This is a genomic window from Streptomyces sp. NPDC058086 (genome assembly GCF_042885015.1).
Classification (GTDB): Bacteria; Actinomycetota; Actinomycetes; order Streptomycetales; family Streptomycetaceae; genus Streptomyces.
Window position 1 is genome coordinate 1 of record NZ_JBHVST010000131.1, and the last position, 23760, is coordinate 23760.

A 23760-nucleotide genomic window follows, 5' to 3' on the forward strand; every position below is an offset into this window, starting at 1 on the left:
GCCGCCGGTCATCGAAGGCACCGTCATCCGTCTTCAGGTCGACCACCTCCGTGGAGACCGCAGCCCCAAGCCGGTCTGGCTGTGGTGGTCAGCCACCGCCGCTACTGCTGGGGATGTGGACCGGCTCTGGCAGGCATTCCTGCGCAGAGTTGGCTTGACGGGTCCGTCGGCGCATGGCGCGTTCGGGGGCGAGGCGGGTGAAGTAGTCGCCGCCGAGGTCTTGATACGAGACGCCGTCGGTGAGCATGTGCCAGACCGCGGTCAGGATGGAGTGCTCGATGGCGACCAGCGCCTTCTTCTTGCCCAGGCGGGGCACGAGGCGGTGGTAGCGGGCGCCGAGGTAGGTGGTCTCGCGGGTGCGGGAGGCGGCCATGGCGGCGGTGCCCAAAGCGGCGCCGAGCCATCGGTTGCCGTGGCGTCTGCTGCCGGATTTGTGTTTCCCGGCGGATTCGTGGTGGCCAGGGCAGACGCCTGCCCAGGACGCCAGGTGCCCGGCGGTGCGGAAGCGGTCCATGTCGGCACCGGTCTCGGCCACGATGATCTCAGCGGTGGCTCGGCCGACCCCCGGAATGGTCTCCAGTAGCTCAAGCTGGCGGGCGAAAGGGTGCGTCTCCTCCTCGATCCGGGCCGATAGGCCGGCGATCGCCGCCTTGAGCTGGTCGATGCGTTCCAGGTGCAGACGGCACAAGAAGGCGTGGTGCTCGCCGAAGTTGCCGGTCAGTGCCTCGACCAGGGCGGGGATCTTGGGGCGCATGCGGGCCTTGGCCATCTGCGCCAGGACCAAGGGGTCGCGTTCTCCGTCGATGAGCGCGGTCAGCATGGCCCGCCCGGACACGCCGAGGATGTCGGTGGCCACCGTGGACAGCTTGATGCCGGCATCCTCCAGTTCCTTCTCCAGCCGCTGGGCCTCGCGGCCGAGTTCCGCGGCGAGGGTGGAGCGGTAGCGGGTCAGATCCCGCAGATGTCGGATCGGCTCCGGCGGCACGAACGACGCCTTCAGCAGGCCGCACTCGCCCAGCTGGCACAACCACGCGGCGTCGGCCACCTCGGTCTTGCGGCCGGGCAGCCCCTTGGCGTGCGCGGCGTTCACCAGGATCACGTTCGGGCAGTCCTCCAGCAGGTAGAAGGCCCCGCGCCAGTAGTCGCTGGTCGCCTCCATCACCACCAGGGTGACCTGTTCAGCGACCAGCCAGTCCAGCAGTTCCCGCAGCGTGTTGGTCGTGGTGGCGAAGGTGCGGATCTCCTGCCGACGTGAGCGCCTGCCGCTCGGGCTGGGGGTACGCACGCCTTGAGGTCTTTCTTGCCGATGTCCAACGCAGCGCACCGCTGGTGCAACACGTCCATGGGCCCCTCCCGGATCGACGTCTGCCTGACACGCCGTCCGGAGGAACCACAGGGCTGAAGAGTCTGGTCCGCGTGCTGTCGCAACAATTGACGGTCCCTGTCAGCGGTCCCCAACGCCTTACTGACGCGCGAGCTCGGCTGGCATCACAGATGCATCGGCGTCCCGGACGGACGCGGGTCCATTTTCCCGCCTCCACGGCGGCCCGCGAAGCGGCCTGGATTACTGACGCGTAAATACCGACCCGTATGGGCAAAACCGCAGGTAGCTGACCCTACCCCCTGCGTTATCGCCCCGCGACGCGGTGTTGATCAAGGGCTACGGGGTGTTCGACGCGCCCATTTACCTGCCCCACGGCGGGCGGCGAAGCCGCCCTGGGTCGCTGACCTGTGACTTCTTCGGTGACGTCCTGGCCAGACGCCCACTTCACCGTGCATTCACCGGACGCCTAGATTCTGCGCCCGCCCTCCGGATGCTCGTGCGCACCGGCTGGCCCCTTCCCCCTCCCCGCACACGACGCCCCCGTACTCCTCCGTCGGACGAGTACGGGGGGATCCGCCATGCCCAGCAGACGTCAGCCTCGGAAGGTCCTACGGCGTCGCAGCACCAGGTAACCGCCCGCGGTCACCAGCGCCGCCGCGGCGCCCGACAGCAGGCCCACCGGGGCGCTGCTACCGGTCTCGGCCAGGCCACCGCCGCCCTGCGCGGACGGGGAGGCGGCGGCGGACGGGGCTGCCCCGCCCTCGCTTGAGGAGACACTCGGCGCGGCGGTAGCACCCGCCGAACCTGAAGGCGAGGACGACGCCGGTGAAGAGGGCGACGCTGAGCCGGACGGCGTCGTACCGCCACCACCGCCCCCAGAGCCCTTGCAGTCTGTCCAGAACACCTTGTGCTTGGCGGCTCCTTTCTCGCCGTCGAAGTTCCAGAACAGCTTGTAGTGCCCGTCAGGCAGCGACAGGGCTGCCGTACGGCCGTGACCCTCGGCATCCAGGGTGATCGCCCCGGACTTCACGGTCTCGCCTTTGGCGGCGACTGTCGGAGCCCAGGCCTCGATGTGCCAGTCGACCTGCTGTATCGCGTCGAAACCGAAGGCGTCGAGGTAGAACGTGCAGACATGCGGCTCGTTGCGGCGCAACTCCTCGCCTGTCCTGGCGTCGTGGATCTTCACTGTCCCGTTGTCACCGGGAGGGGTGGCGTGCGCGGTCGGTCCGAGGAGCAGCAGGGATGAAACACCGGCGGTCAGCGCGCCGGCGCGTATGAGAGTACGCATGGGCAGGTCCATCTTCGAGATTCAAACGGGAAGATGTGGAGGGGGCGCCTCAGCGTCCAGCCCGACCTGAGGACAGATCAAGCACGAACAGGCAACGAAAAGAACGTGCCGCCAAAGTGGAAGCCATCCTCAAGACCTCGCGGGCGTCCCCGCTGTGCGGGCCGTCACTCGGGCGGACGGCCACTCGGTGCGTGTCCTCAGCAGGATTCCTGCGCACATCGTTCCAGAGTGATTGTGTCGATCGCACCTCGTAACTCTCTGACCTGCGGCGGAATCCATGACGCGGCGCCCGCGACACAGGCTGTGTCGGAGGTGTGTCGGGCGCTTCCCGGGCGGTTCGCCCTGACAGTCCGTGATGCGCGTGCGGCCCACGCCGGTTGAAACCTGCCGCGTCAACTCTCGCGGCAGAGAGGCGCGGCCGTCATCTACTGGCAGTACCGAACCGCCCCCGGCCACCAGGGCCGGGGGCGGACGGCTTCGCGGGCACACGACCCAGCGCGAGGCTGTGGCGTGAGACGCCGGTTTGGGTGTGGGACAGCCAGGCCCCGGGCTGGTGACGTGCCAGCCAGGAGAACTCTGCTGAGGCCCCGGCCCAGCCGCACACGAGTGGGCGGCCCGATCGTTGCGGAAACAGGGGGCTTCCGTTTCGACTGGCGGAGGCGTAGGTTCCGGTTACCCCGCGGCGGCGTCTTTCGAGGCGTTGGCCCGCCAGTTCCGGGATGGCGGGCCGCGCGGGGGCCAACTGCCCTGTCGTGGCCGTGCCTTGGCAGACGCGGCGAGTGCTCCCGACAGGATTCAATCTGCGCACACAGCTCCAGAGAGCACGCCTCGCACATCGCCGTTGGGCCTTCTGAGCTGCAAGAACGTCGCTGCTGCGGCGCGACGTCTCGAATGCCGGGCGGCTATGACCCGAACTTCGTCCATTGCCCTTCGGAGACCACCTCGACGGAGCCGTCGACGACCTTGATGGCCGTCTGTTCGTCGATGGCGTAGGCCGGGACGCCGATGTCGGCGGCCCACCGCTCTGCGTCAGCCAGGGTGTTCTGCGGGAAAGCGTCCAGGTGCGGGAAGATCGAGAAGTCGACGACTCCCAGGGTGCGGTCGTCCGGTGCGGACGGCCACTCGACGAAGTACGCTCCGATCCGGGGCGTCATCACCATGCTTCCGGCACTCACTCCCACCCAGACCGTGTCGGGCAGCGAAGGCAGCAGATCGGCCAGCCCGGACTCCCGCATCCAGTGGCACAGATAGGTCGCGTCGCCGCCGTCGACCAGGAGCACGTCGGCCTCCCGGATCCAGGGGACGTATCGCTCGGCGCCGATGGTGGGCAGTGCGGTGAGCTCGAGGACTCCGAGCGACGCCCAGCCCAGGCCGGACAAGTGCTGCCACGTGGGCTCGGCGGCTGCGAAGCCCCGCACCGATGTCGGACCGCACATCGGGTGACCCCACTGTGCTGTCGGGACGCAGAGGGCGTGGCACTCGGCGATCGGCTTGCCGAGAAGCTGCACGAGCGCCGAGTGGATGCTTGGGTTCGTAACGCCGCCTGACGTCAGCAAGAGCTTCAAGGTGCCTCCAAATTCGCGCGCGGAAGGTGGATGTACCTGAAGACCTGGGACCGTGCTGGAACTCATCGTAGTTCGGGCAACCGCTTCAGAGGTCCCTCAGGTCGCCGGGCCGGCTCTCCTACGGCAAGGTCGCCGAGTTCCAGGAGCGCGGCGCCCTCCACTTCCACGCCGTGATCCGCCTCGACGGCCCCGAGGAGGGCCGCGAGGGCGGTGGAGTCTCACTGACCGAGTCAAGCCATCGGCTGGACCTGCGCGCCACTCGATGCGAACTACGGGCGGGGAGGTCGCCGAGGTCTGCTCGGCTGGTCAGCCGTGGTCTCGGCGGTAGCTGTACTCCGCTGCTGCTGTACAGCCGCGGACAGCCTTAGTGGGTGCGATCCCGCCCCGCGTTGGCTCTGGCCCACCTGACTGGCTAGGTTTTGGCACGACCATCGATCGTGGCGAGTGGAGAACACAGGTGCAGATCGCAGGCGTTGAGGTGTACGTGAATCACCCAGTGCTCCACCTGGGCGCGACTGACTGGGTTCCGACCTCCCTCGATCTGGGAGACGCGGATGCGGCAAGCTGCGACACCCATGTCGCAGTCCGCGTACGGCCTCAGCTGGATCTCATCCGAGTGCGCGTCTTCCGGAACTCCGACGATCCCGCGGGGGCCGATCCGAGATTTACGACCGTGTTTGACGGCCAACTCCTCCTGCCGGATGGGCGCCTGGCTGTCGGCGACGTCGAGGGGCTCACCCGCTTCGTACGCCTGGTGGGGGACCGGGGAGCCTGGAACGTCCGTGTGGCGGTGGACAACCCGGGCTGGGAGGCTCGTGTCATCGATGTGACTATTGGTTGGCCCGGCACGTAGCTCGATCAGCGGCCTGCGGCTCACCACGTACCCCGGAGTGCGCAACACTGCGGCGGCCGCGAGCACAGCAGAGAACGCTGTGACCTCAGCTTGGGAAGCTGAGGTGATCTACCAGTTGTGGTGGAACTGACCTGCACTACAGCGGTGCAGGCGCGTTCCATCTGCGGAGTTGAGTATCCGCTGTTCCCCGTGGCTCCCCGCACGATCTGGCACGCTCTGGCACGGGTCAGGGTGCCTATGGGTCACGTTAGTCTCCGATCATGGCTTTGCGACCTGATGAGTTCTACGACCACGCACGTGCGGCCGCGGATGGTGAGCTTCGACTTCCGTTGGCACGGATGACCAGCTGGGACATAAGTCCGTTCGAGCCTGATGGACTTCGCGTCGCGCCGCTGCGCCCGCCCGTTCTGCCCGAGCCAAAACGGCACGGTGAAGACCCGGCGAACTGCGACGTGTGCCGCGCCCGAGACGAAGGAATCTGGTTCAACGAACGATGGCGACTGGCCCGGGTCACAGGCGTCGGTGTGCCTCTGGTGCTGATGCTGTACTCCCGAGACCACTACGACATGGCGGATCTGTCCGACGAAATGGCCGCCGAACTCGGGGTGCTCACCACTCACATCGTCCGCCATGTGCAGGCACTACCGCATATCTCCCGAGCCCACGTCTATCGGATCGGGGACGGAGCTGCACACTTGCACATCTGGTTCTTCGCCCGGCCCGAGGGCCAGGCCCAGCTTTATGGGTCGTGGATGCCCGTCTGGGACGACCTTCTGCCGGAGTACCCGGCGGACGTAGCCGACGCAGACGCGGGGGCCGTCGCTGACGCGTTGGTCACCTCGTACGGAGGCCGACGCTCGGCCACCGACGAACAGATGCACGTCTGAGGCTTCACGATTTCATTAGCCGGTCAATGACCGAGTCAAGGCGACGGGCGCCGGCCGACACTCCGGACGGCGCCCGTTCGAGGCCAAGACTTTTTGCTCTGTCCTCATCCTTATCAGGTCGATCACCACGGACCCTAGACACGGGATCTTGGCCGCCATGCGGCGCGGGAGTGGTCGTTAGGGTTCGCCCTGATCCGCCCTCGTCCGCCGCTGTTGGTGTCAGCCGCTGGTGTCAGACATCAGTCGCCCACCTGACGGTCGTCCTAGATAGGGATAGGGGCGGCACTCATTCGCCGTCGCCAGCACGACGAGCCTTGGTGAATGCTCCGCCCCGGACCAGAAGCACCGCACCGAGCACGACGAGCCCCAGAGCTACGGTGGAAAGCACCATCGCCGCTCCGGAAGAGAAGCCGAGGAGTTTGGGTCCTCCGTCCAGGACAGGGCCGCCAGCCATCGCTATCCAACCCCAACCAGCCCTAGGCGACGGCGCATACGCCGCGGTGCCCCGGCCGTTCAAGGTCAACACGCCCAGAATTACGAAAACGCAGCCGGAACCCAACATGATCCACGCGGACATGGCACCCCTCCGCGGGAAGGCTACTGCATGGGCGGAACGGCTTTGGACTGTGGCCTGACGGTCCGTAGAGCACCAGCTTGGAAGATCGCGTAACCGGATGCGGGCTGAGCTGGCGAGACGCTGAGCTGCGGGTTCTCGGGGCACTCGCCGAGGATCCCCGCTGGTTGCTGTTCGACCGGGCACGCAGAGGGCACGTGCGCCCCTCTGCCGCACTCTTGGCCGCCAGATGGCGCGACGCGTGCAGACGACCCTATTCCACGCTCACGCGGGCTGTAGGCGGCTCGCACTGCCCCGTAGTCTCTGTTCCGACCACACGGCAAGAACGGGGGAGTTCACGTGATGGCGAAGCCGGTACGTGCAGCATTGGGGGAAGTCTGGCTCAACTGCCTGGTCTGCCAAGGGGATTTGTTCCGAGAGCGGGGTGTCCTGCTCAACAGCGCCGGCATGGAGTTCATGAAGTTGGCATGGGCCGACGAGAAGGCCACGGGCCTGATCTGCTGGCGGTGCGGCTACGTCCACTTGTTCGTCAACAAGGACATCAAGCTCTACCGAGCGGACAAGTAGCGGAGATCGCGAAATCGGGTGGGAGCTGACCTGAGGCGGTGACGTGCGTTGTTCAGCACACTCGCTGACGTCCTCCGTGGGTCCCTGTTGCCACGAGGCCGCGCGGTCGGCGAAGTCTGACTGGTCGAGTCAAGTCGCCGGCCGACCTGTGCGACGCTCGATGCGAACTACAGGCGGGGCGGTTGGTGAGGTGCGCTGGGCTGTTCCGCCGGGTGCCTGGGGCTGGTAGAGGTCGGCTGCGGCCGTTGTGGTTGCTGTACTTCGCTGCTGTACACCAACGGTTGGACTTGACGGTTCCGGCCGGTGGCCTGGGCGAGCATCATTGAGCACTGTGGACGATACGCATGGCGGTGTTCTTGGAGTTTGGCGGTTCGGTCCGTACCGCCGCGGCATGGGCTATGCACTGGCTGGCCTGCCCGCAGCCGCGGCCGTAGTGACCTGGCTGGACGTGCTGGTACACACGGACCTCGGCCATCTGGCGTCCGCGGGTGAGGCGACGGCAATTGCGGTCGGCTTCGGCTTGTTCTCCTGGTGGTGTTTGTTGCGCGTGCGTCTGGAGCTCGCCACCGACGTGATCGTCATGGTCAACTCCTGGGGCACCCAGCGTCTTCCGTGGTCTGGTGTCAATGCGGTGAGTCTGAACGGCCCAGGCGCTCACTTCCACACCCGCGACGGGTTCAAGCACCAGGCGGAAGCGCTGAGCGACCTGGGGGGCCTTGAGCCGCAGGACGAGCGGTTCGCCGAGGTTATGGCGATAGTGCGCACTCAACTCCGAAAGTGACACCCGCTTTAGGAGCGAGGTGGGGCGAGTTGAGGTCTGACCTGCAGGATTCCGACTTCGGCATCTGCTGGCTGCGCTACCCGTCGGCAGCCGAGGTTCCCCGTGGGTCCCCGCCGCATCTGGCGTGACTGTGGCACGCGGATACGTTCGACCTGACCTCCAACTGCGCACTTACTCGGTCTGTCTCGGCCGCTTCCTCTTGGCGGCAGACCGCCAAGACCCCTCGCCGCCCCGAGTAACGCTGTCAGGACCGGCTGACTCGGCAATGTACGCCGCGTAGCGTTCCCGCGCTTCCGTCAGGCTCTCCGCCCCATTGGGACCGCCCAGGACTTTGTCAGCGTCGAAATCGTCCTGCCCATCGTCCTCCCACCCGCACTCTGGACAGATCTCGAAACTGGCCGATGTCTCGAGAGTCATGAGCCGGCAGCACGGGCACTCGTATAGTCCTCCGTCCATGAGTCGGGGCCGACGGGGCAAAGAACCTGATTGGTCAGAAGCCATGTCGCAGAGGGTATGGACTTGGCTTATCGGGAGCACAGTGATTTCAGTCAGCTGTGGCAGTGACCCTAGTGACGAGCAGCAGACAGCCACAGCCCACGGCCACCGCTCGTACCCCCTCGATGCGAACTACGGGCGGGACGGTCGCTGAAGTCTGCCCGGCTGATCAGACATTCGCTCGCGGGCGCGGCGGGTCGGCTGCGGTCGCGGCGGTTGCTGTACTTCGCTGCTGTACGCCACGCCCCAGTTGGCAGGGCCGGCCATCGACCGTCGGCACGGGGCGCCCTTCACGTCCTTCACACGCGGGTGGTGTGCTGGTCCAGGATGGCCCGAAGCCGGTCGAGGTCCTCGGCCTTATGCACACCCCGCTTGGGCAGGACTTCGAGCCACATGATGTTGGGGTCTCGGCTAAGCAGGACGAAGTGGTGGGCCGTCTCCCGGTAGCCCTGGTAAACGGACCACTTCTGGACCAGCGTGCTGTAGTCGCTGTGGCAGGTGATCCCGGCCGCAGACACGGTGGCGCGGTACTCACCTTGCCATCCGATGATGCGCTGTATGTAGGCGACGTGCAGCCGTGGGTACCCCCACATCCACAGGACAACGAACAAGAGCAGCCCAGTCGAGACCACGTCGATAGTGATCAGCCAGAACCCCACCCCCAGCACGAGGAGGACACCCCGCAGCACCAGCTTGGTCCGCTTGACCCGGTCGCGAACCCGCAGACCGACCCGTGTGTCGGCAGGCTGCGGCCGGTACACCAGTTGGACCGCGGACGGTTCGTCCACGAGATCGCCGGAGGTTTCCGCGCTGTTGTCGGTACCTTCGGTCCAGCCGTCCTTGGCCATGATCCCTCCCCAGTTACAAAGACCGCGGGATCCTATCGATCCGCGGCCCTCGCACGCCCTGGTGGGGGTGACAGGCCTTGAACCTGCGGCCTCATCCTTATCAGGTCGATCACCGGGGGCCGTCGATGTTGGCCAACCGGTCCTACTCCTCGGCCGATCGTCCATTGAGGTCCGACGTCGACCGCTGCTGTTCGCGGTTGTTGGTGTCAGTCGCTGGTGTCAACCTTCGTACGCGGTCTTGACAAGTGCTGCTATCCCGCCGACCACCGCTTTAGGAGAGAGGGTGGGTTATCTCCCTCCTGAGCTGCGGCTTTACCGGGCCCGGAAGCGGGCGAGTACTCGCCCATGAGGCGCCGGTGTTGACCGTGGCTGACCCCTGAATCTGGCACGGTTGTGGCACGCGACCTTTCGCGGCGAGATGCATCACTGAGCGGCTGCGATGGTCCGTGGAGCCTTGCCGCGAGTGCTGCGTCAGGATCAGGTGCTGGGCTGTCCTTCTGACGCGGTGGCGTTCACCGACTCAGGGCCTGCTTGGGACCGTTCTAGGCGCCGCTGACGGGCACGGGCCACGCGAGCTGGGGACTGAAACAGGTCGTTCAGCACCTCATCCATGAGGGTCAAGATTTCTTCGGCCGCCTCGTGATCAACGGGGGAGAGATCGCCATGGGCTACCTCATTGCCACCGAAGCGCACCTCGTGTGCTGCTTCCTTGATGTGCCCGCGCAACAGACCTAGTTGGTGGAGCTCATCGATCTTTGCGATCAGGCTCCCTCTGGTAACACCCTTTTCCTTCGCGGACGCCTCGACCACTGCACGGGCAAGTGCCACAGCAGCTCGGTCAGCCATGATGGCCAGACAGTCGTGCGCCTCAACCGCGAGCGACTCGATCGCGCAGGGACATCTGGGAACGTCCTGTTGGACTTCGCCGGGGGAAGCCATCGTGGCTGCTGGGCCTGAGGATGGTCCCAGAGATCAGAAGGTGCGTCGTCCCAATCATTCGTAGGTGTGAAGTCGGTCCACCCGTGGGCGAGGACCAGCCGGCGGCAGTTGGCACACCGATAGGCTTCGAATCCCACGTTGAGGCGACTGTGCTGATCGGGGACCACTTCGGCACCGCCGACCGGTCTCATGTGAGCCAGCCGTCCGCACCATCCGCATGTCGTGCTCGCCATAGTCGGAGACTAGTGCGCAACGCCCCGATGGGCATGGGGTTTGTGACCGTTGTGCTCGCTGACCAGAGCATGCCGCAGTGCAGGCCCGTGCCAACAGCTCCGGAGCCCTCAGCTTGGGAAGCTTGGGTTGTCCACGGGTGGTTGCTGGGCTGACCTGCGGTGGAGCGGCCACGGGGCCTGACCGGCTGGCAGCCTGGTCCCCGTCATTCCCCGTGGTTCCCCGCTCGTTCTGGCACGGTTGTGGCACGGTCCCAGGACCTGTCTGGCGATTCTCGCCGTCCTCTGCTGACGCCGGCGCCCCGGTTGGCCGTGTCAGACGATGGCGTCGATCATGTGCGTGAGGCGGTCCCACTGCGTAGCGGACAGCCGGTGTGGGTTGCGTCCACCGGGCATGGTGACGATGGTCGCGGTGGCGAACGTCGGATCGGCCCGTACGGTGCGGGCCGGAAGGGGAGTGGACAGCCAGCGTTCGACGGTCAGTGGAACGAAGTGGGCGGGCGCGGGCGGCTCGGCCCAGAACGCAGGGTCCGGCTTTCCCTCCCAGCGGGCAGGGCCGGTGAGACTGCCGCGGGCCACCACCCCGCCGCGCGGCCCGGAAAGCCAGAGTACGAACGGATCGTCGGCTGCCAGCTCGCCCCACAACTGCGAGACCCGCCACGAGTCCAACTCGCGCCCGGAGCGGCGGAACGCCTCCAGGTCGAAAGTCTTCGAATTACAGGTCAGCAGCCACCCGGCGGTGGTCTCGTTTCCTGGTCGTCCGCGCATGCCCTGATGCCCCCTCAACTAGGCGCCGGATCGGCGCGCGGCCTAGCCTGACACTCACCGCTTAACGGTCGATCACTGGCAGGTCCGCTGCCAGTGCCCGGGGCTACGTTCTCGTGAAGCCCAGGACAACGCCGCCTCGTTCCGGGACCTACGCGTCGCGGTGACCACCTTGGCGTTGTCTCCATACGGTGACCCTCTACGCCTGCGATCCGCAGCGTTCGCAGGGCCGATACCCGGCGGCTTCGGCCTCACCGACCGGCGCCCAGCTTGAGTCCTCCAAGTGCCTGCCTTTGCCGCTAATGAGTCCACATTCGGGGCCCGTGTGGTACGCCTCTCGGTGTCCCGGGAGACTGGGCCGCAACAGCACAGCGGGACGGCCGCAGGAGCGGGCAATAATCTGTTCCTGCCGCTCCAGCACCTGACGACCGCCGGGCAGAGGATCCTGCGCCAGGCGCAGCTTCAACCGCGCCTGTTCGATAAGTCGATCCCGTTCTCGCGCATCTACCTGTGCTGCGGCCTTCTCCATCAGTGTGCAAGCGGCCGCTCGAAGAGTCTGAGCTGCCTCCATCCGCGCCCGTTCGTACGCATCTTGCTTCCGAGCCAGCTTGCGTAGGTCTTCCTCCCACATGTACTCGCCTGCGTCATCTGCGTCGGAGGCGTCGTTGAATGAGAGTGTCGGTACGGTCATCGGTCCCCCCCAGTACTGAAGTCTGAGTCGCCCCGTTGTCGCGACAGGCTCGTGAGCGGCAGCGGGAAGCCTAGAACTGCGGCGTAGCTCGAGGCGCACGTTCCGCCGAACTGACCGTGGCTGACCCTTGTATCTGGCAGGGCTGTTGCGCGCCGTCGCCTGTGGGAACCACAGGCGGCAGCTCGGTTCTGGATCAGGGCCTGAACAGCCAGCGTTCGATCTCGTCGATGCCTATGCGGCGTCCGAACCGGCTGCTCTCCTCGTGGGCCCAGCGGTCCAGGAGTGCGCAGTACCGGACGTAAGTGCTGGTGGGCCATTCGTTTTCACCCAGCGAGTCCCACTTGCAGGTGTCCCTGAGTGTGGCGGCCACCTGGGAGTCGAGGATCGCGCATGGGTGATCGAGAGCGCCGCGGCCGGCAAAATACAGGACCTTGGTCGAGAACGCCGGTCCCAGATACGCGAGGGCGTTGCGGTCTCTCGGGCGCAGAGCTTCGTATGCCCGTGCCGGATCCTCGCGGGCGGCCTTTAGAGCCTTGCGTAGAGTCGCCACGGCTGAGGACGGGCTATCCGCCATAGCTCGCATCCGCTTGCGATTGAGGCGCAGTTTCATGCCGCTACCCCAGGCGAGTACACGCCACAGAAAACGCAGCAGCTCCTCGTCGGAGTCCGCATCGAGCTTGGCAGCATCTGCGAACAAGTCGCCGCGACTGAGCTGCGTGACATCTGAACTGGCCATGGGCGCACCAGGCAAGCGAGCGGCGGCTAGTTCGGTGTTCCACCATGCGGTGGCTACGGGGATGGTGTGGCTGTCGATCCGCTCCGACCGCTGCTTGGCAAGAGCCTCACGACACGCGCGTGGCAATTGCAGACGAGACAAGTCGGTGGGTGCCATGACCCCATCCTGCCCTGCGCGAAGGAGGGGGGACAGCAACTCCGGTGCTCATGCAGGGCGAGATGACGAACGAAGCCCCTCAGCTCACCCCGCTGCACAGTGCTCGACGGCCTCAGTAACCAACACGGTTCCGGAGCACAATCAGAGTTCGGCTTGTGAATAGGCTCTGATCAGCGGGTTCCTTGATCCCCGCAAGCGTCCGGTGTCCTCGTGTATCGCAGATAGTGCGAAGTCGGAAGTCGCCTCCGGCTCCTGGGCCCATTGAGAGGTCGGCTCCGCCGACGGGCTGTAACACCCGCCGGGTCTGAGCTGCGCGGTCTCTTTGTGCAGTTAAGAGGCGAACCGGACAGGCGCTCAGGTGGGGGCGCGACGGCACAGAGGGTGTCGGAGGTGTGTTGCGCGCCTTGTCCTGGAGAGTCCCAGAGCTTATGCCAGACGGCGAGGCTACTCCTCCTCGTAGGGCGGTCGAGGCCCAGGGCTTCGCCGGCCGCCTGGGCCACCACGATCCTCGGCCGGGAGCTGGAATGGAGCCGCTGGACCACGGCCGCCCATGTTGCGCACGACCTGCTGGCCTACGCCGGGCAGGTGGCGGCGCGCCCCGCCGATGCCTACCTGTCCTTCGACCTGACGGTCCACCCCGGTGTCTCCCCGCGTGAGGTACTCCAGGTGGCCACCGCCAGCGGAGGACTGCTCTGATGGGCGGCGTCGGCATGCTCGGGGCGACGACCTCCAGCTGCCCTATCCGTGGATCATGTGGAACAGCGTCATCCTCCGGGGCCAGTGGATGTACCCGGTGGGGGCCGGCGTCTACCTGATCGGGCTGGTCAGGTCCGGGCTCCTGAACCTGATCGCGTTCGACGTCACGGACTTCGCTCTGGACGACGCGAATGACGCCGTCGCCCACGCCGCGGCCAACGGCGGTCCCTTCAAGGCCACCGCGATCCGGCCCTGAGGCACACCTCGCAACCCGCACGAAGTCAAGCTGTGCGTTTGCGGGTCCAGGGGCTCCTTCACTCGATGGTCAGGTTTGACCAACTAGCCGCCAAAACAAGACACTTGATGACACATCGATGCTAAAGTGCTCCTCGTTCGACAATTCGAACAGTGTTGCGGTTCGATGAAGGTGAGGGTGGCATGACGAAGAGCAAGGTCTTGGCGGCTATAGGGGCACTGGCAGCAGCCGGAGCCCTGATTGGCGTCACTGCCGCGCCTGCGACTGCGGGCGACGGCGCGGCGTACAACACGAAAGGCCAGTACCTCAGCTTTTCCCCCGACTCGAGCATGAGCACCTCATGTGTCACGAGGCCCGGAGGGATTTATATAGCGGAAAACAATTACTACTGGACGCTGACGGACAGCACTTACGACAACATCCTGTCCGTCAGGGAGATACATCTCGCGGCGGGCTGGTACGACTGGACTGACTGCCTCAAGCCTGGCAGTGGCAGTTACACCGAGACGTCCAGCCTGCACCTAAGGAGCCTTACAGGCTCCGCTTATCAGAGTAGTACGTTCTATCCTTGCGGCTGTGGCACCAAATGGGTGGTCTGGGGATCAAACCTGAGAGAAGTTCGATAGCACGATCCTTTCCCTGTGTTCCCTGCGATCTCTCACGAGGAGCCTCACCGAATCATGCGCTTTCCTAAGATTGCCGCCGGTGTGATCGCGGCAGCGGCATCCCTCGCCGTGCTGACTGCATCACCAGCTATGGCGGCTGATACGGCCTATCACACCGGCACAAGCTACATACCTTACGATCCGGGCGATGTGGGCGGGTCGCTGTGCATAGCATCGAGGAGCATAAAACTCGCTGCGGGCACATACAGCTGGGGCAGCCTTCCGAATCGTTACGACCCCACAGTCCGAGCCATCTATCTTGCCGCGGGCACCTATACGTGGGTCGACTGCCTGGCCTTCCAGACGGATGGCTACTGGCATGTGATTTCAAAGCTGAAACCGCCGGCCGGATCCAGCCATCCTAGCGCCGTACTATTCGGAAATTTCAGAATCGACAGCAGGGGGACCTACACGTACGGGTCTTATCTAGACCCGAATTTCTAGCCGCACGTCAAACGACGACGTGTACACCGCGCGGAGCGCGGAGCTGCCGGTGGCCCTGTGGGCAGAAGCCAGTGAACGTCTTTCATCCTGCCTCTCAAACGCGGTCTCAGGCTTCTTATACGGGCGGACGGGAAGGATGAGGTCTGCGTAGTGGACCGTCCTCAGCCCGGAGTCGTGTCCCCGGTCGTGGTGTAGCCGATCACGGTCCGTCGCTTCCGCTTTGGAGCCGTCCGGTACGTGCCGCTGCCAGCCGTCGTGCGATCACCGCTGGTCTCGGCCCGGCGAGCCTCAGCAGGGCCTCCGGCAAGGGCGATTCGGGCCGCAACCTGGGGATTCCGTCAGCTTGATCGGCTACACCACTCGTCGGACTCGTCGGGACGCCATCCTGCATCGGCTCCGGAGAGCGTCTTCCCTGGAATTTTTCATACAGGCCACGGCTCGTGCTTGGCCTAGAACGAACCGCTTGGCCGTGAATAGACCGGACCCCGTCGACATAAATTCGCGTGGCGCACTCTGAAGTGACCCCGTTCATCCACCCATCCGCCTCAGGAGCGAAATTCGGCCAATTTAATCAATCATATTGTCAACTGCGATCTCACGTTGATATATATACATTGATTCACCCCGAAAATGTCAATTTGGAGGCTGCAAGTGCGCAAGAGGATCACTGGATTTGCCCTCGCCTTGGCCCTGACTGCTGGCGGGGTCGTCCTGGGAGCGGGGACTGCACAGGCAGCTGGGGGCGGCTGCAGCAAGGGAACGACGACATCCCTGTCGTATCCCGTGGACCAACATGTCCGGCTGGAGATAGAGATCAGCGGAAGATATATATGCGCAACCACTGTCCACACAGCCGCCTACTCCGGCAACACCTTCGGTACAGGGGTTCGCATTACACAGGTAAGCAGTGGCGCCACGAAAGTCGACTATGGCCAGTATGCCTACTATGCGGGCCCGGTAGCTTTCACGGGGGGCGGTTGTTACACCATCATCTCCTCTGACTACCACGTGGAATATGTCTTCGTCTCGTGCGTTTAACCGAGATCCTTCGCAGGGGGCCGTCGGTATACCGGCGGCCCGTTGGCGTTGTTGGCATCAGGGCGGTCGGTGCGCCCCGCTGTAACCCAGTCGAGGGTCCTGCCGCAGGCTCGAGGACAGCGGGTCTACTGCTGACAGCCCGTCATGGCGAACGGTCAGCGCTGTAGCGAACGGCAGTGAGCGACCCCCACCGGCCGCAACCACTTCGCGGCAGCAGCATCGCCCCCCGCCAGCCACGACCGGCGGGTTCGGCCGCCTCACGCGCCCGCATCCGTGACGGCGGGGGCACCGGCCAGTGTTGCGACGGCCAGCACCCGCCGACGCCCGTCCCCGGGAGACGCCACCCCTCCCGCTGCTGGCCCGTAGTGACCCGGATCGTCTGCAGCTCGCATCGTCGGCCACCGACCGAACCACCCAGGCCGAGACTGCCGCTGTCCCGTCATCCTGGACGCAGGAGCGCCCCCGCCGGAGGCATGTTGTGACCGGTGCACCTGCCGGGCCTGTCGGGTCGATTGGCCTTCTGCCCCTGGTGGTCGTTGTGCTCGTGGGCGCGCAGAGGCGGACGGCCGTGGCGCGGGCCGAAGGCAGGAGCGCAAGCGGCCGGGAGCCGGGAGCGCGCCCGGCGGAGCGCAGCGAAGCCGGGGGTCTTGAACCAGTAGAGAAAGTTGTAACTCAGTCGGTCGCGTGGGGCTTGTCCTATCTCGGTTGATAGTTGACAGTGCGGCTTCACCTGATGCTTGACACCGCTTGCCTCGGCTTGGCTGTGTGCGTCTGATCGGCGCGTGCCGGGAGGGCTGAGGCCGTGCTGGTGGAGTTGAGCGTGGTCGAGCAGCGGTATCACGCGGTCATGGAGGTGGCCGCGGGGGTTCCGGTCACCCAGGTCGCGGCCCGGTATGGGGTGTCACGGCAGTCGGTGCATGCCTGGGTGCGCAAGTACGGGCAGTCGGGTCTTGCGGGGCTGGCGGACCGGTCGCATCGGCCGGCCTCGTGTCCGCACCGGATCGCCGGGGAGGTGGAGGCGGTGGTGTGTGAGCTGCGGCGCCGGCATCCCGGCTGGGGCCCGCGCCGATTGGTCCACGAACTCGAACGCAGGGGCATCACGCCGGTCCCGTCGCGGGCGACCGTCTATCGGGTCCTGGTGCGCAACGGCCTGGTCGAGCCGGGGGTGCGCAGGCGACGCCGATCGGATTACCGCAGGTGGGAACGGTCTGCTGCGATGGAGTTGTGGCAGATGGACATCGTCGGCGGGGTGCTGCTGGCCGGTGGCGGCGAGTGCAAGATGGTCACCGGGATCGACGATCACTCGCGGTTCGTGGTGATCGCGAAGGTGGTTGAGCGGGCCACGGCCCGCGCGGTGTGTCTGGCGTTCGGGCAAGCGCTGCTGCGGTTCGGAGTGCCGGACGAGGTGCTGACGGACAACGGCAAGCAGTTCACCGCCCGGTTCGGCTCCGGCAGGCCCGGGGAGACGATGTTCGACCGGATCTGCCGGGAGAACGGCATTACCCACCGGCTCACCAAGCCCAGGTCGCCGACCACGACGGGGAAGATCGAGCGGTTCCACCAGACGCTGCGGCGTGAACTCCTCGACGGCTGCGACCCGTTCGAAGACCTGGCGGCCGCGCAGTCGGCGGTGGATGCCTGGCTGGAGGACTACAACCGGATGCGCCCGCACCAGTCCCTGGACATGGCCGTCCCGGCCAGCCGGTTCATTCCCCGGCCACGGGCCGAGCAGGATGCGCTGCCGGTGGTCCTGCCCGCCCGCCTCGACCTGGTCGCGCCTGCGGCGCCTGCTCCGCCTCAGCCTCTGCCCGAGCCGGCGGTCTGGCCGCGGGCCGAGGGCGAGATCGGTGCCATCGAGGTCGAGCGCGTGGTGCCCACGTCGGGGAACCTGAGCCTGCGCGGTCAGCAGGTCTGGTTCGGCCCGGCCATGGCCGGCACCGCGGTCACGCTGCGGATCGACGTCAACCGCCTGCACGTCCTCATCGGCGGTCACCGGCACAAAACCCTGCCCTCGAAGCTGACCGGCCGGGATCTGAAGGCCCTGCTGGCAGCCGGGGACGCCCGACCGGCCGGGCCCTGGGCGGACGAGCCCGGTCCGGCGCAGGACGGGGGCGGGGTGGTGGAGGTGGACCGCACCGTCAACGCGGTCGGATACGTCGGCCTGGGCGGCGACAAGGTCCTCATCGGCTGGCCGTTCGCCGGACAGCGAGTCACCCTCCGGCTCGACGGCAGAGTGCTCCAGGTCCTCGACGAGCAGCGTGTCTTGCAGGCCACCCTGCCCAGCCCGCTGCCCGCCTCGGCCTGCGGACGCCTGCAAGGAGCCCGTCCGGCCGGGCCGCCCCCGCAGCTGCCATCGCCCGGCGAGCAGATCGCCGAGCGGACCGTCAGCAGCACCGGCGGCTTCATGGTCGCCGGACAGCGCATCCAGCTCGGCCGGGCCTATGCCCGTCAGGTCGTCACCGTCCACCTGGCCGAGAAAACGATCCGGGTCTTCCACGGAACAGAGCTGATCACCACCGTCCCGCGTGTGACCAGGAAGGAGGTCGTGGTCCGCAAGTCCGGCGAACACAACCGTCGGAAGATCGTCTAGGGCAGACGTCAAGCATCACCCGACGCCAACCCGTCAAGCATCACCTGAGACTCGACACTTTGAGCGTCTTTGCTCATCGGCGTCGGGCAACCTACTCACGTGAGTAGGTGCAGGGCTACGCTTGCTGCGACGTCACGACGTCACGACGTCACAAAGACGAGGAGCGTGCTCACGGGATGGGACCTAAGTCTGAGCGGGTCTACCGCACGATTCGCGAGTGGATCACGACAGGCAAGTACCACCCTGGCGCCAAGCTCCCGTCAGAGCGGACCCTGTCCGAGGAACTGGAGATCGGCCGCACGGCTCTTCGCCAGGTCCTGGCGAAGCTAGTCGCTGAAGGCGTCGTTGAGGTGCACGGTCGCAGTTCCTACCGCGTACCCGACCGGTCCGTAACTACGGAGACCCCGACGGACGTCGAGCCATGGCAGATCCATGGTGAGCGGACTCTGTACGACAACCGTTGGGTGAAGCTCGGCCTCGTCGACGTCGAGCCGCCCGGCGTTGAGCGCTTCGAGCATCACGTCGTGCGCCTGCATCACGTGGCCATCGCCGCTGTCCTCGACGATCAGGACCGCGTTCTGATGATGTGGCGGTATCGCTTCGTCCCCCAGTCCTTCGGCTGGGAGCTCCCCGGAGGGATTGTCGACGAGGGAGAGGATTCCTTGCAGGCGGCTATGCGCGAGGTTGAGGAAGAGACCGGCTGGCGGCCCGACGGGCTTGAGCATGTGGTCACCTATCAGCCGATGGTCGGCATGGTCGACTCGCCGCATGAGATTTTCGTGGGTCAGGGCGCGGAGCTCATCGGGGAGCCGACCGACCTGGAGGAAGCCGGGCACATCGCCTGGGTTCCCCTCGCCGACATCCCTGGCCTGATGGCTCGCGGTGAACTCATGGGTTCAGGAACCCTCGTTGCCCTGCTGCATGTGCTTGCTTCCCGGGGTGCCGGCGCTTCGCCTACAGCCGCTGGGTGAGCTGTTCGATTCGGCGTCGGTGGCGCACGGACCCCGTACGACTTGCCATCAAGCGGGCTTGGCGCAGGTGCTCGTGCGCCTGGTCGTACTCGCCGCGGGCCAAGTGTGCCTGCGCGAGATCGCAGCGCAGTCCTGCTGATGCCCGGATGAACGTCGGATCGGTCGCTTCCAAGGCGGTGTAGAGGCTTCCTACGGCTTCCTCGTCTCCGATCAGGGCGCGTGCGTTGCCGCGCCACCTGGTCAAGTGCCCGCCGTTGAGGAAGATGCTCAGCATGTCGGGGTCGCGGGTTTCCTCACCCGATGGCAGGTAGTGAATCGCGTTGTCGAGCGCGCGCCGGCACTCCTCCTGAAGTCCGGCTCGGGCGCAGATTTCGGCTTCGGCCGCGTACAGCCAAGCCGTGAGCCGCGGGGACATGGCCTTGCCGCCGAGTCGCTGCGCATCTCGTACCAACTCGACAGCCATCGGGGCCCGGCCCGCATCGCAGAGTACGTATGCCTGCTCTGCTGTGGCGTGAGCCAGATACATCGGCTCGTCAGCCTCCTGGGCGGCTCGTTTGCCCAGCTCGTAGTGACGCCAAGCCCGTTCGACTGCGCCGACGTCGAGTGCCTGCCATGCCGCCAAGGTCGCCGCTCCGGCCAATGCCAAGGCGACTGGGCGTCGCGTCTCGGGTAGCACGGCGACCTGCGATACGGCCCCGCCGTACAGGCGGCGGCCGCCCAGGCCGTGGTCGACATGACGGACGAAACAGTCGACTGAGCCCGGCCGAGCTCGGTCCCCGACCACTCATCTGGGCGGGAGTGGCTGGCTGTGTCGGCTTTCTTCGGGAGTCGTTTCGGCGTGACTTCGGGAGTCGTTTGGCGGCCGACCTCGTGATCGATGTCAGCGACTTTTGATGTCACTCAAGTGCTGCGGGGCGCATGGCGAGCCGCGAAGTGGGAGTCCTGCGGCACTGCCAGATCGCGGAAGCGGACTGTTCCCGGTTCCCGCCCGCGCTGTCTCGGGTGCGGATACCGGCCCTCGCCCGGAACCGGCGTCGTGAAATCATCAAGTGATGACAGAACCGAGCAGCGACGACGGCCGCACCTTCCGGCGCGAGACCGAGCGGGTCGTCAACGAGATCGCCCAGGGGCTCCGCACGTTGGACGATGGTGTGGGCTGGTTCTCCGGCCTCGCCCCGACACGCCAGCAGGAGGTTCTGCAGGAAGTCGCTGGCTATGCGATGCAGGCGCACATTACAGCTGCGGACGGCCGTGCGGGGGTGGCACGGTCCGGTGTGAAGCCCACGGCTAACCCCTCAGTAATGATCTGCATGGACCCGCCCCGCTACGGGTTCGCGGGCCTCCCCTCCGCCGAACACGTCAAGGCGTTCCGCGTCCTCGTTTCCGTGTTCGCCGTTGCTGACACTCGCCGCCGCGAGACGTACTGCAAAGGCGCCTGCGGACATGCATGGCACAACCTGCCAGCGGCAACCGAGCATCCGTAGCATCGGCCATTCCGGCTCTCGCTGGGCTGGTTGTCGGGCGCTCCCGAGCCTCAGCATCCGGCATGCCTGGTCGATCGAGGCGGTGGCGGCTTCTTCGGTCAGTCCGCGCTTGCGTGTCATGATCCCTCTTTCTCGCCGGCCGTGCGGCCGTGCCGTTTCAGGAGCTGGTCGTAGTGGGCCACCGACGGCAGCGGCCGGTTGTCGGGCGGGAGGTGAGACAGCTTCCAGTCGGACAGGAAGGTGACCGTGCCGCCGGTCTCGTCCTGCGGCTGGACGGGTCGGGTCTGAAGGGACTTCGCGGGCTCGGTGAAGCTCTCGCCTTCGGCGGCCTTGCGGGCCTCCAGCGCGACCGCGTCCGCGGTCAGGGCGCCGGCCCGGTGGGCTGCGGCGAGCCCGGCGACGACGTGTTCGTGCTCCATGTGGCGGCCGTCGCGGGGGATGCCGAGCAGGTGCAGGATCGTGTGCTGGGGGAACGGGTTCGACAGGTGCTGTACCAGGTCCGCGGGCGGTCCCTGCTGCGCCATCTCGTCGAGCAGGGAGTCCGCGAGCAGCACGATCCGCTCCCGCATCTCGTCGACCCGCTGCTGGGTGAACGCCTGTGACGCCAGGCGCCGTACGCGGCTGCTGTGCGGCGGGTCCATGACGTTGATGGACTCGGGGGAGACGATGGGCTCCGGCGTCATCCGGGGATAGTCGCGGCCCATGATCTGCGCCCGGCTGAAGCGCTGGTCGGAACAGACCTCTGGACCGAGCGGAAGCCGGTGACGAGCCAGGCGCCAGCATCACCGTACGGGAGCCGGATGCGGGTCAGGGAGTCGCGGCCCATGATGGCCGCGAGCTCGGGATCGAAGTCGAGGGCCTCGCTGTAGTCGAACGGGCAGGTGATCGACTCGTCGCTCATGCTCATCAGGCACCCGTCCCCTTCATCGGCGCGACATTGGTGGCGTCCACGACGGGGCGCAGGCGCCGCGCCAGGGTCACGGCGTCGCCGACGGCCCAGTAGTGGACGAAGAACAGCCGGGGCTGGTCGGTGAGGCTGTGGTGGTGGAGCTCGACGAGGTCGGCACCGCCGCGCCGGAGCCCGGCGAGGACGTCCTGGACCTCGTCGGCGATCACGGCGAAGTCGCCGCTGACCGCGGCCCGGCCGCGGCCGAGCGGCTGGAAGTTGAACGAGGTGGTCGAGCCGAGGCCCGGGGGAAGGAGGAGGTGGCCGTCGGTGATGGCCTCCCGGCGGACGAACGTGCTCTGGTAGACGCCGCTGTCGGCGGTGCCCTTCACCCCGAGCGCGGCGTCGATGGCCGAGGTGTCCAGGTCGAAGCGTACGGCGAAGGGCACGCCGGGGGGCACGGCGAAAGCGGCATGGGCCTTCGGGAACGGGGTCGCGGTGCGGTCCAGGGCGGCGCGCAGACCGCGGGCGACGGCCACCGGGTCGGTGCTGTGGGCGTGGAGGTGACACCACCAGACGTCGGGCCGCTGGGCCAGCAGGTGCTTGTGGATCGCGGTCTGCCCGATCCCGTGCTCGTGCAGGGCGTCGCTGAACGGCTGGAGTTCGCGCTCGGTGACCACCGCGTCGCCCATCAGGAGCGAGCTGCCGTCGGCGTACCGGACGAAGGACACATGGGAGCCCAGGGCGAGCGCGGGGTCGATCATGATGCCCCGGGAGACCACGTGGAGATCCCGGCGCAGCAGGGGCGTGTGGTACATGAACCGCTTCATGCCGCCCGGTGCGCCGAGGGCCGCGCCCACGTCCGCCCAGTCGGCGAGTTCGGTCATCACCGGCGGGACCGGGGTGTGGACCGGCTCGGCCCCCGGTCCGGCGGTCGCGGCACGGGCGGGGGGAACCGCCCCGATCGCTCCGGTCAGTACGGGCGCAAGGGCGGCGGTGGCCAGCACGCGACGCCGGGACGCTGTCGGTCTAGGGTCGGCGTGCTGCTGTCGGTCATCAGTCATCTCATGTGCCTCCTGGCGCGATGGAAGCACGGGAGGACACCCGGACCCGTGATCTGCACCGGCACATGGGCCCAGGTGGGCTAAGCGGGCTGGAGCGGTCGGGTGAGCCCACCGCACTCCACCGGACGAGCCCGGGTCTAGCCGTACAGCTCTTCGACCTGTCCCGAGAAGTCGCGCATGACCGTCTCCCGGCGCAGCTTCATCGACGGGGTCAGATGGCCCGCCTCCTCCGTGAAGTCGACCGGGAGCACCGCGAACTTTCTGATCGACTCGGGGCGGGAGACCAGCCGGTTCGCCTCGTCCACCGCCCGCTGCAGCACCGCCCGCAACTCTGGGTCGTCCACGAGGAGTTCCGGCGGAACCGGGTGCTTGCCGTTCATCTGACCCCAGTGGGTGATGCCGTCGGGGTCGAGGGTGAAGAGGGCGGTGACGTAGGGCCGGGCGTCGCCGACGAGCATGCACTGGGAGATCAGGGGGTGGGAGCGGAGCCAGTTCTCCAGCGGGGCGGGCGCCACCGACTTGCCGCCCGCCGTGATCAGCAGCTCCTTCTTGCGGCCGGTGATGGTCAGATAGCCCTCGTCGTCCAGCTCGCCGATGTCGCCGGTCGGCAGCCAGCCGTCGCGGGTCGCGGGGACGACGCCGCCCGCCTGCGGGTCCCAGTAGCCGCGCAGCACATGGTCGCCGGGCCGGTACAGCGGCTCCATCGTCGCGTACGCCCTCGGCATCACCGACTTCATCCGGGCCCTACGTCGAGTCCTCGATCGTGAGCGGCTCGCTTCCCACCCACAAGGGCGACATCTACAAGGACGAGTTCGTGAAGTCGATGCCGGACTTCATCGTCGTGAACGTCGAGGGCGTCACCGAGAAGACCTCCATCCCTTGATCTTCGCAGGGAATCCCGGCCTTCAGGCCGGGCGGGAATGCGATCCTCGGCCCGGAGGCGCGCAGCGCCGGAGTTCCCTGCGTC

At 66.6% G+C, this 23760-nt stretch carries 20 protein-coding genes and 5 pseudogenes; 12 read left to right on the plus strand and 13 right to left on the minus strand.

Going from position 1 to position 23760, the window contains the following annotated elements:
• Positions 1–148, plus strand: a pseudogene (locus tag ACFVWD_RS50530) (transposase); the annotation flags it as partial.
• On the opposite strand, the pseudogene ACFVWD_RS50535 reads toward ACFVWD_RS50530, so the two are convergent.
• The 3 genes and pseudogenes from ACFVWD_RS50535 to ACFVWD_RS50545 form a co-directional block, all read right to left on the minus strand.
• Positions 89–1344 (minus strand): annotated as a pseudogene (locus tag ACFVWD_RS50535) (IS110 family transposase). The pseudogenes ACFVWD_RS50530 and ACFVWD_RS50535 overlap by 60 nt on opposite strands.
• Positions 1345–1916: 572 nt before the next feature.
• Complete coding sequence (locus ACFVWD_RS50540) at positions 1917–2612, minus strand: LPXTG cell wall anchor domain-containing protein (protein WP_355591028.1); 696 nt, start codon at positions 2610–2612, stop codon at positions 1917–1919.
• 902 nt (positions 2613–3514) lie between these two features.
• A complete protein-coding gene (locus tag ACFVWD_RS50545) occupies positions 3515–4177 on the minus strand; it encodes a Type 1 glutamine amidotransferase-like domain-containing protein (RefSeq protein WP_099920443.1) in 663 nt (220 codons plus the stop codon).
• Positions 4178–4278: 101 nt separating this feature from the next.
• Here ACFVWD_RS50545 and ACFVWD_RS50550 point away from each other — a divergent pair.
• From ACFVWD_RS50550 to ACFVWD_RS50570, 5 genes and pseudogenes are all read left to right on the plus strand, one after another.
• Positions 4279–4371: pseudogene (locus ACFVWD_RS50550) on the plus strand (replication initiator); the annotation flags it as partial.
• 479 nt (positions 4372–4850) lie between these two features.
• Entirely contained in the window at positions 4851–5030 is a 180-nt protein-coding gene (locus ACFVWD_RS50555; protein WP_389605330.1) for a hypothetical protein, read from the plus strand.
• A gap of 524 nt (positions 5031–5554) precedes the next feature.
• Positions 5555–5917: a hypothetical protein gene (locus ACFVWD_RS50560; RefSeq protein ID WP_240362939.1), complete on the plus strand. Its 363-nt coding sequence runs from the start codon at positions 5555–5557 to the stop codon at positions 5915–5917.
• A 982-nt stretch (positions 5918–6899) separates the two neighbouring features.
• Positions 6900–7058, plus strand: a complete 159-nt coding sequence (locus ACFVWD_RS50565; RefSeq protein ID WP_389605332.1) for a hypothetical protein — start codon at positions 6900–6902, stop codon at positions 7056–7058.
• Positions 7059–7449: 391 nt separating this feature from the next.
• Positions 7450–7839 (plus strand): hypothetical protein, encoded by a 390-nt coding sequence (locus ACFVWD_RS50570; protein ID WP_389605334.1) that lies wholly within the window; start codon positions 7450–7452, stop codon positions 7837–7839.
• 171 nt (positions 7840–8010) lie between these two features.
• Here ACFVWD_RS50570 and ACFVWD_RS50575 read toward each other — a convergent pair whose 3' ends face one another.
• From ACFVWD_RS50575 to ACFVWD_RS50595, 5 genes are all read right to left on the minus strand, one after another.
• Positions 8011–8340, minus strand: a complete 330-nt coding sequence (locus tag ACFVWD_RS50575; protein WP_389605335.1) for a CPCC family cysteine-rich protein — start codon at positions 8338–8340, stop codon at positions 8011–8013.
• 293 nt (positions 8341–8633) lie between these two features.
• A complete protein-coding gene (locus ACFVWD_RS50580; protein WP_389605337.1) occupies positions 8634–9182 on the minus strand; it encodes a YcxB family protein in 549 nt (182 codons plus the stop codon).
• A 477-nt stretch (positions 9183–9659) separates the two neighbouring features.
• Positions 9660–10121: a DUF4145 domain-containing protein gene (locus ACFVWD_RS50585; RefSeq protein ID WP_389605339.1), complete on the minus strand. Its 462-nt coding sequence runs from the start codon at positions 10119–10121 to the stop codon at positions 9660–9662.
• Between the two features lie 545 nt (positions 10122–10666).
• On the minus strand, positions 10667–11119 hold the full coding sequence (locus ACFVWD_RS50590; protein ID WP_381236613.1) for a hypothetical protein: 453 nt from the start codon (positions 11117–11119) through the stop codon (positions 10667–10669).
• An 881-nt stretch (positions 11120–12000) separates the two neighbouring features.
• Positions 12001–12699 (minus strand): hypothetical protein, encoded by a 699-nt coding sequence (locus ACFVWD_RS50595; RefSeq protein WP_389605340.1) that lies wholly within the window; start codon positions 12697–12699, stop codon positions 12001–12003.
• A 751-nt stretch (positions 12700–13450) separates the two neighbouring features.
• Between ACFVWD_RS50595 and ACFVWD_RS50600 the strand changes: the two genes are divergently transcribed.
• The 5 genes from ACFVWD_RS50600 (at position 13451) to ACFVWD_RS50620 (ending at position 19359) form a co-directional block, all read left to right on the plus strand.
• Entirely contained in the window at positions 13451–13651 is a 201-nt protein-coding gene (locus ACFVWD_RS50600) for a hypothetical protein (RefSeq protein WP_389605342.1), read from the plus strand.
• 182 nt (positions 13652–13833) lie between these two features.
• Positions 13834–14277 carry a hypothetical protein gene (locus tag ACFVWD_RS50605; RefSeq protein WP_389605344.1) on the plus strand — a complete coding sequence of 148 codons (444 nt, stop codon included), beginning with the start codon at positions 13834–13836 and terminating at the stop codon, positions 14275–14277.
• Positions 14278–14331: 54 nt separating this feature from the next.
• The gene (locus tag ACFVWD_RS50610; RefSeq protein ID WP_389605346.1) at positions 14332–14760 is read left to right on the plus strand and encodes a hypothetical protein; all 429 of its coding nucleotides are present in this window, start codon (positions 14332–14334) and stop codon (positions 14758–14760) included.
• A gap of 1852 nt (positions 14761–16612) precedes the next feature.
• Positions 16613–18388, plus strand: coding sequence for an IS481 family transposase (locus tag ACFVWD_RS50615; RefSeq protein ID WP_389605355.1), 1776 nt, complete (start codon positions 16613–16615; stop codon positions 18386–18388).
• A 176-nt stretch (positions 18389–18564) separates the two neighbouring features.
• Positions 18565–19359 carry an NUDIX domain-containing protein gene (locus ACFVWD_RS50620; protein WP_389605347.1) on the plus strand — a complete coding sequence of 265 codons (795 nt, stop codon included), beginning with the start codon at positions 18565–18567 and terminating at the stop codon, positions 19357–19359.
• Here ACFVWD_RS50620 and ACFVWD_RS50625 read toward each other — a convergent pair.
• Positions 19343–20038 (minus strand): annotated as a pseudogene (locus tag ACFVWD_RS50625) (XRE family transcriptional regulator); the annotation flags it as partial. The gene ACFVWD_RS50620 and the pseudogene ACFVWD_RS50625 sit on opposite strands and share 17 nt — an antisense overlap.
• 373 nt (positions 20039–20411) lie before the next feature.
• On the opposite strand from ACFVWD_RS50625, the gene ACFVWD_RS50630 reads away from it, so the two are divergent.
• Entirely contained in the window at positions 20412–20843 is a 432-nt protein-coding gene (locus ACFVWD_RS50630) for a DUF5958 family protein (protein ID WP_389605349.1), read from the plus strand.
• Between the two features lie 116 nt (positions 20844–20959).
• Here ACFVWD_RS50630 and ACFVWD_RS50635 read toward each other — a convergent pair whose 3' ends face one another.
• From ACFVWD_RS50635 to ACFVWD_RS50650, 4 genes and pseudogenes are all read right to left on the minus strand, one after another.
• On the minus strand, positions 20960–21526 hold the full coding sequence (locus tag ACFVWD_RS50635) for a hypothetical protein (protein ID WP_389605350.1): 567 nt from the start codon (positions 21524–21526) through the stop codon (positions 20960–20962).
• The gene (locus ACFVWD_RS50640) at positions 21523–21750 is read right to left on the minus strand and encodes a hypothetical protein (protein WP_389605351.1); all 228 of its coding nucleotides are present in this window, start codon (positions 21748–21750) and stop codon (positions 21523–21525) included. Before ACFVWD_RS50640 ends, ACFVWD_RS50635 begins: the two co-directional genes overlap by 4 nt.
• A complete protein-coding gene (locus ACFVWD_RS50645; protein ID WP_389605353.1) occupies positions 21750–22793 on the minus strand; it encodes a DUF1259 domain-containing protein in 1044 nt (347 codons plus the stop codon). The genes ACFVWD_RS50640 and ACFVWD_RS50645 overlap by 1 nt, the downstream gene beginning before the upstream one ends.
• Positions 22794–22930: 137 nt before the next feature.
• Positions 22931–23476 (minus strand): annotated as a pseudogene (locus ACFVWD_RS50650) (long-chain fatty acid--CoA ligase); the annotation flags it as partial.
• Positions 23477–23760: the final 284 nt, after the last annotated feature.

What these genes read in the sequence shown, in the direction of transcription:
- ACFVWD_RS50600 (WP_389605342.1), top strand. Translation starts at nt 13,451, where the DNA reads ATGTGGAACAGCGTCATCCTCCGGGGCCAGTGGATGTACCCGGTGGGG.
- ACFVWD_RS50645 (WP_389605353.1), bottom strand. Translation starts at nt 22,793, where the DNA reads ATGACTGATGACCGACAGCAGCACGCCGACCCTAGACCGACAGCGTCC.
- ACFVWD_RS50570 (WP_389605334.1), top strand. Translation starts at nt 7,450, where the DNA reads ATGGGCTATGCACTGGCTGGCCTGCCCGCAGCCGCGGCCGTAGTGACC.
- ACFVWD_RS50585 (WP_389605339.1), bottom strand. Translation starts at nt 10,121, where the DNA reads ATGGCTTCCCCCGGCGAAGTCCAACAGGACGTTCCCAGATGTCCCTGC.
- ACFVWD_RS50590 (WP_381236613.1), bottom strand. Translation starts at nt 11,119, where the DNA reads ATGCGCGGACGACCAGGAAACGAGACCACCGCCGGGTGGCTGCTGACC.
- ACFVWD_RS50620 (WP_389605347.1), top strand. Translation starts at nt 18,565, where the DNA reads ATGGGACCTAAGTCTGAGCGGGTCTACCGCACGATTCGCGAGTGGATC.
- ACFVWD_RS50605 (WP_389605344.1), top strand. Translation starts at nt 13,834, where the DNA reads ATGACGAAGAGCAAGGTCTTGGCGGCTATAGGGGCACTGGCAGCAGCC.
- ACFVWD_RS50635 (WP_389605350.1), bottom strand. Translation starts at nt 21,526, where the DNA reads ATGACGCCGGAGCCCATCGTCTCCCCCGAGTCCATCAACGTCATGGAC.
- ACFVWD_RS50580 (WP_389605337.1), bottom strand. Translation starts at nt 9,182, where the DNA reads ATGGCCAAGGACGGCTGGACCGAAGGTACCGACAACAGCGCGGAAACC.
- ACFVWD_RS50640 (WP_389605351.1), bottom strand. Translation starts at nt 21,750, where the DNA reads ATGAGCATGAGCGACGAGTCGATCACCTGCCCGTTCGACTACAGCGAG.
- ACFVWD_RS50610 (WP_389605346.1), top strand. Translation starts at nt 14,332, where the DNA reads ATGCGCTTTCCTAAGATTGCCGCCGGTGTGATCGCGGCAGCGGCATCC.
- ACFVWD_RS50540 (WP_355591028.1), bottom strand. Translation starts at nt 2,612, where the DNA reads ATGCGTACTCTCATACGCGCCGGCGCGCTGACCGCCGGTGTTTCATCC.
- ACFVWD_RS50630 (WP_389605349.1), top strand. Translation starts at nt 20,412, where the DNA reads ATGACAGAACCGAGCAGCGACGACGGCCGCACCTTCCGGCGCGAGACC.
- ACFVWD_RS50595 (WP_389605340.1), bottom strand. Translation starts at nt 12,699, where the DNA reads ATGGCACCCACCGACTTGTCTCGTCTGCAATTGCCACGCGCGTGTCGT.
- ACFVWD_RS50575 (WP_389605335.1), bottom strand. Translation starts at nt 8,340, where the DNA reads ATGGCTTCTGACCAATCAGGTTCTTTGCCCCGTCGGCCCCGACTCATG.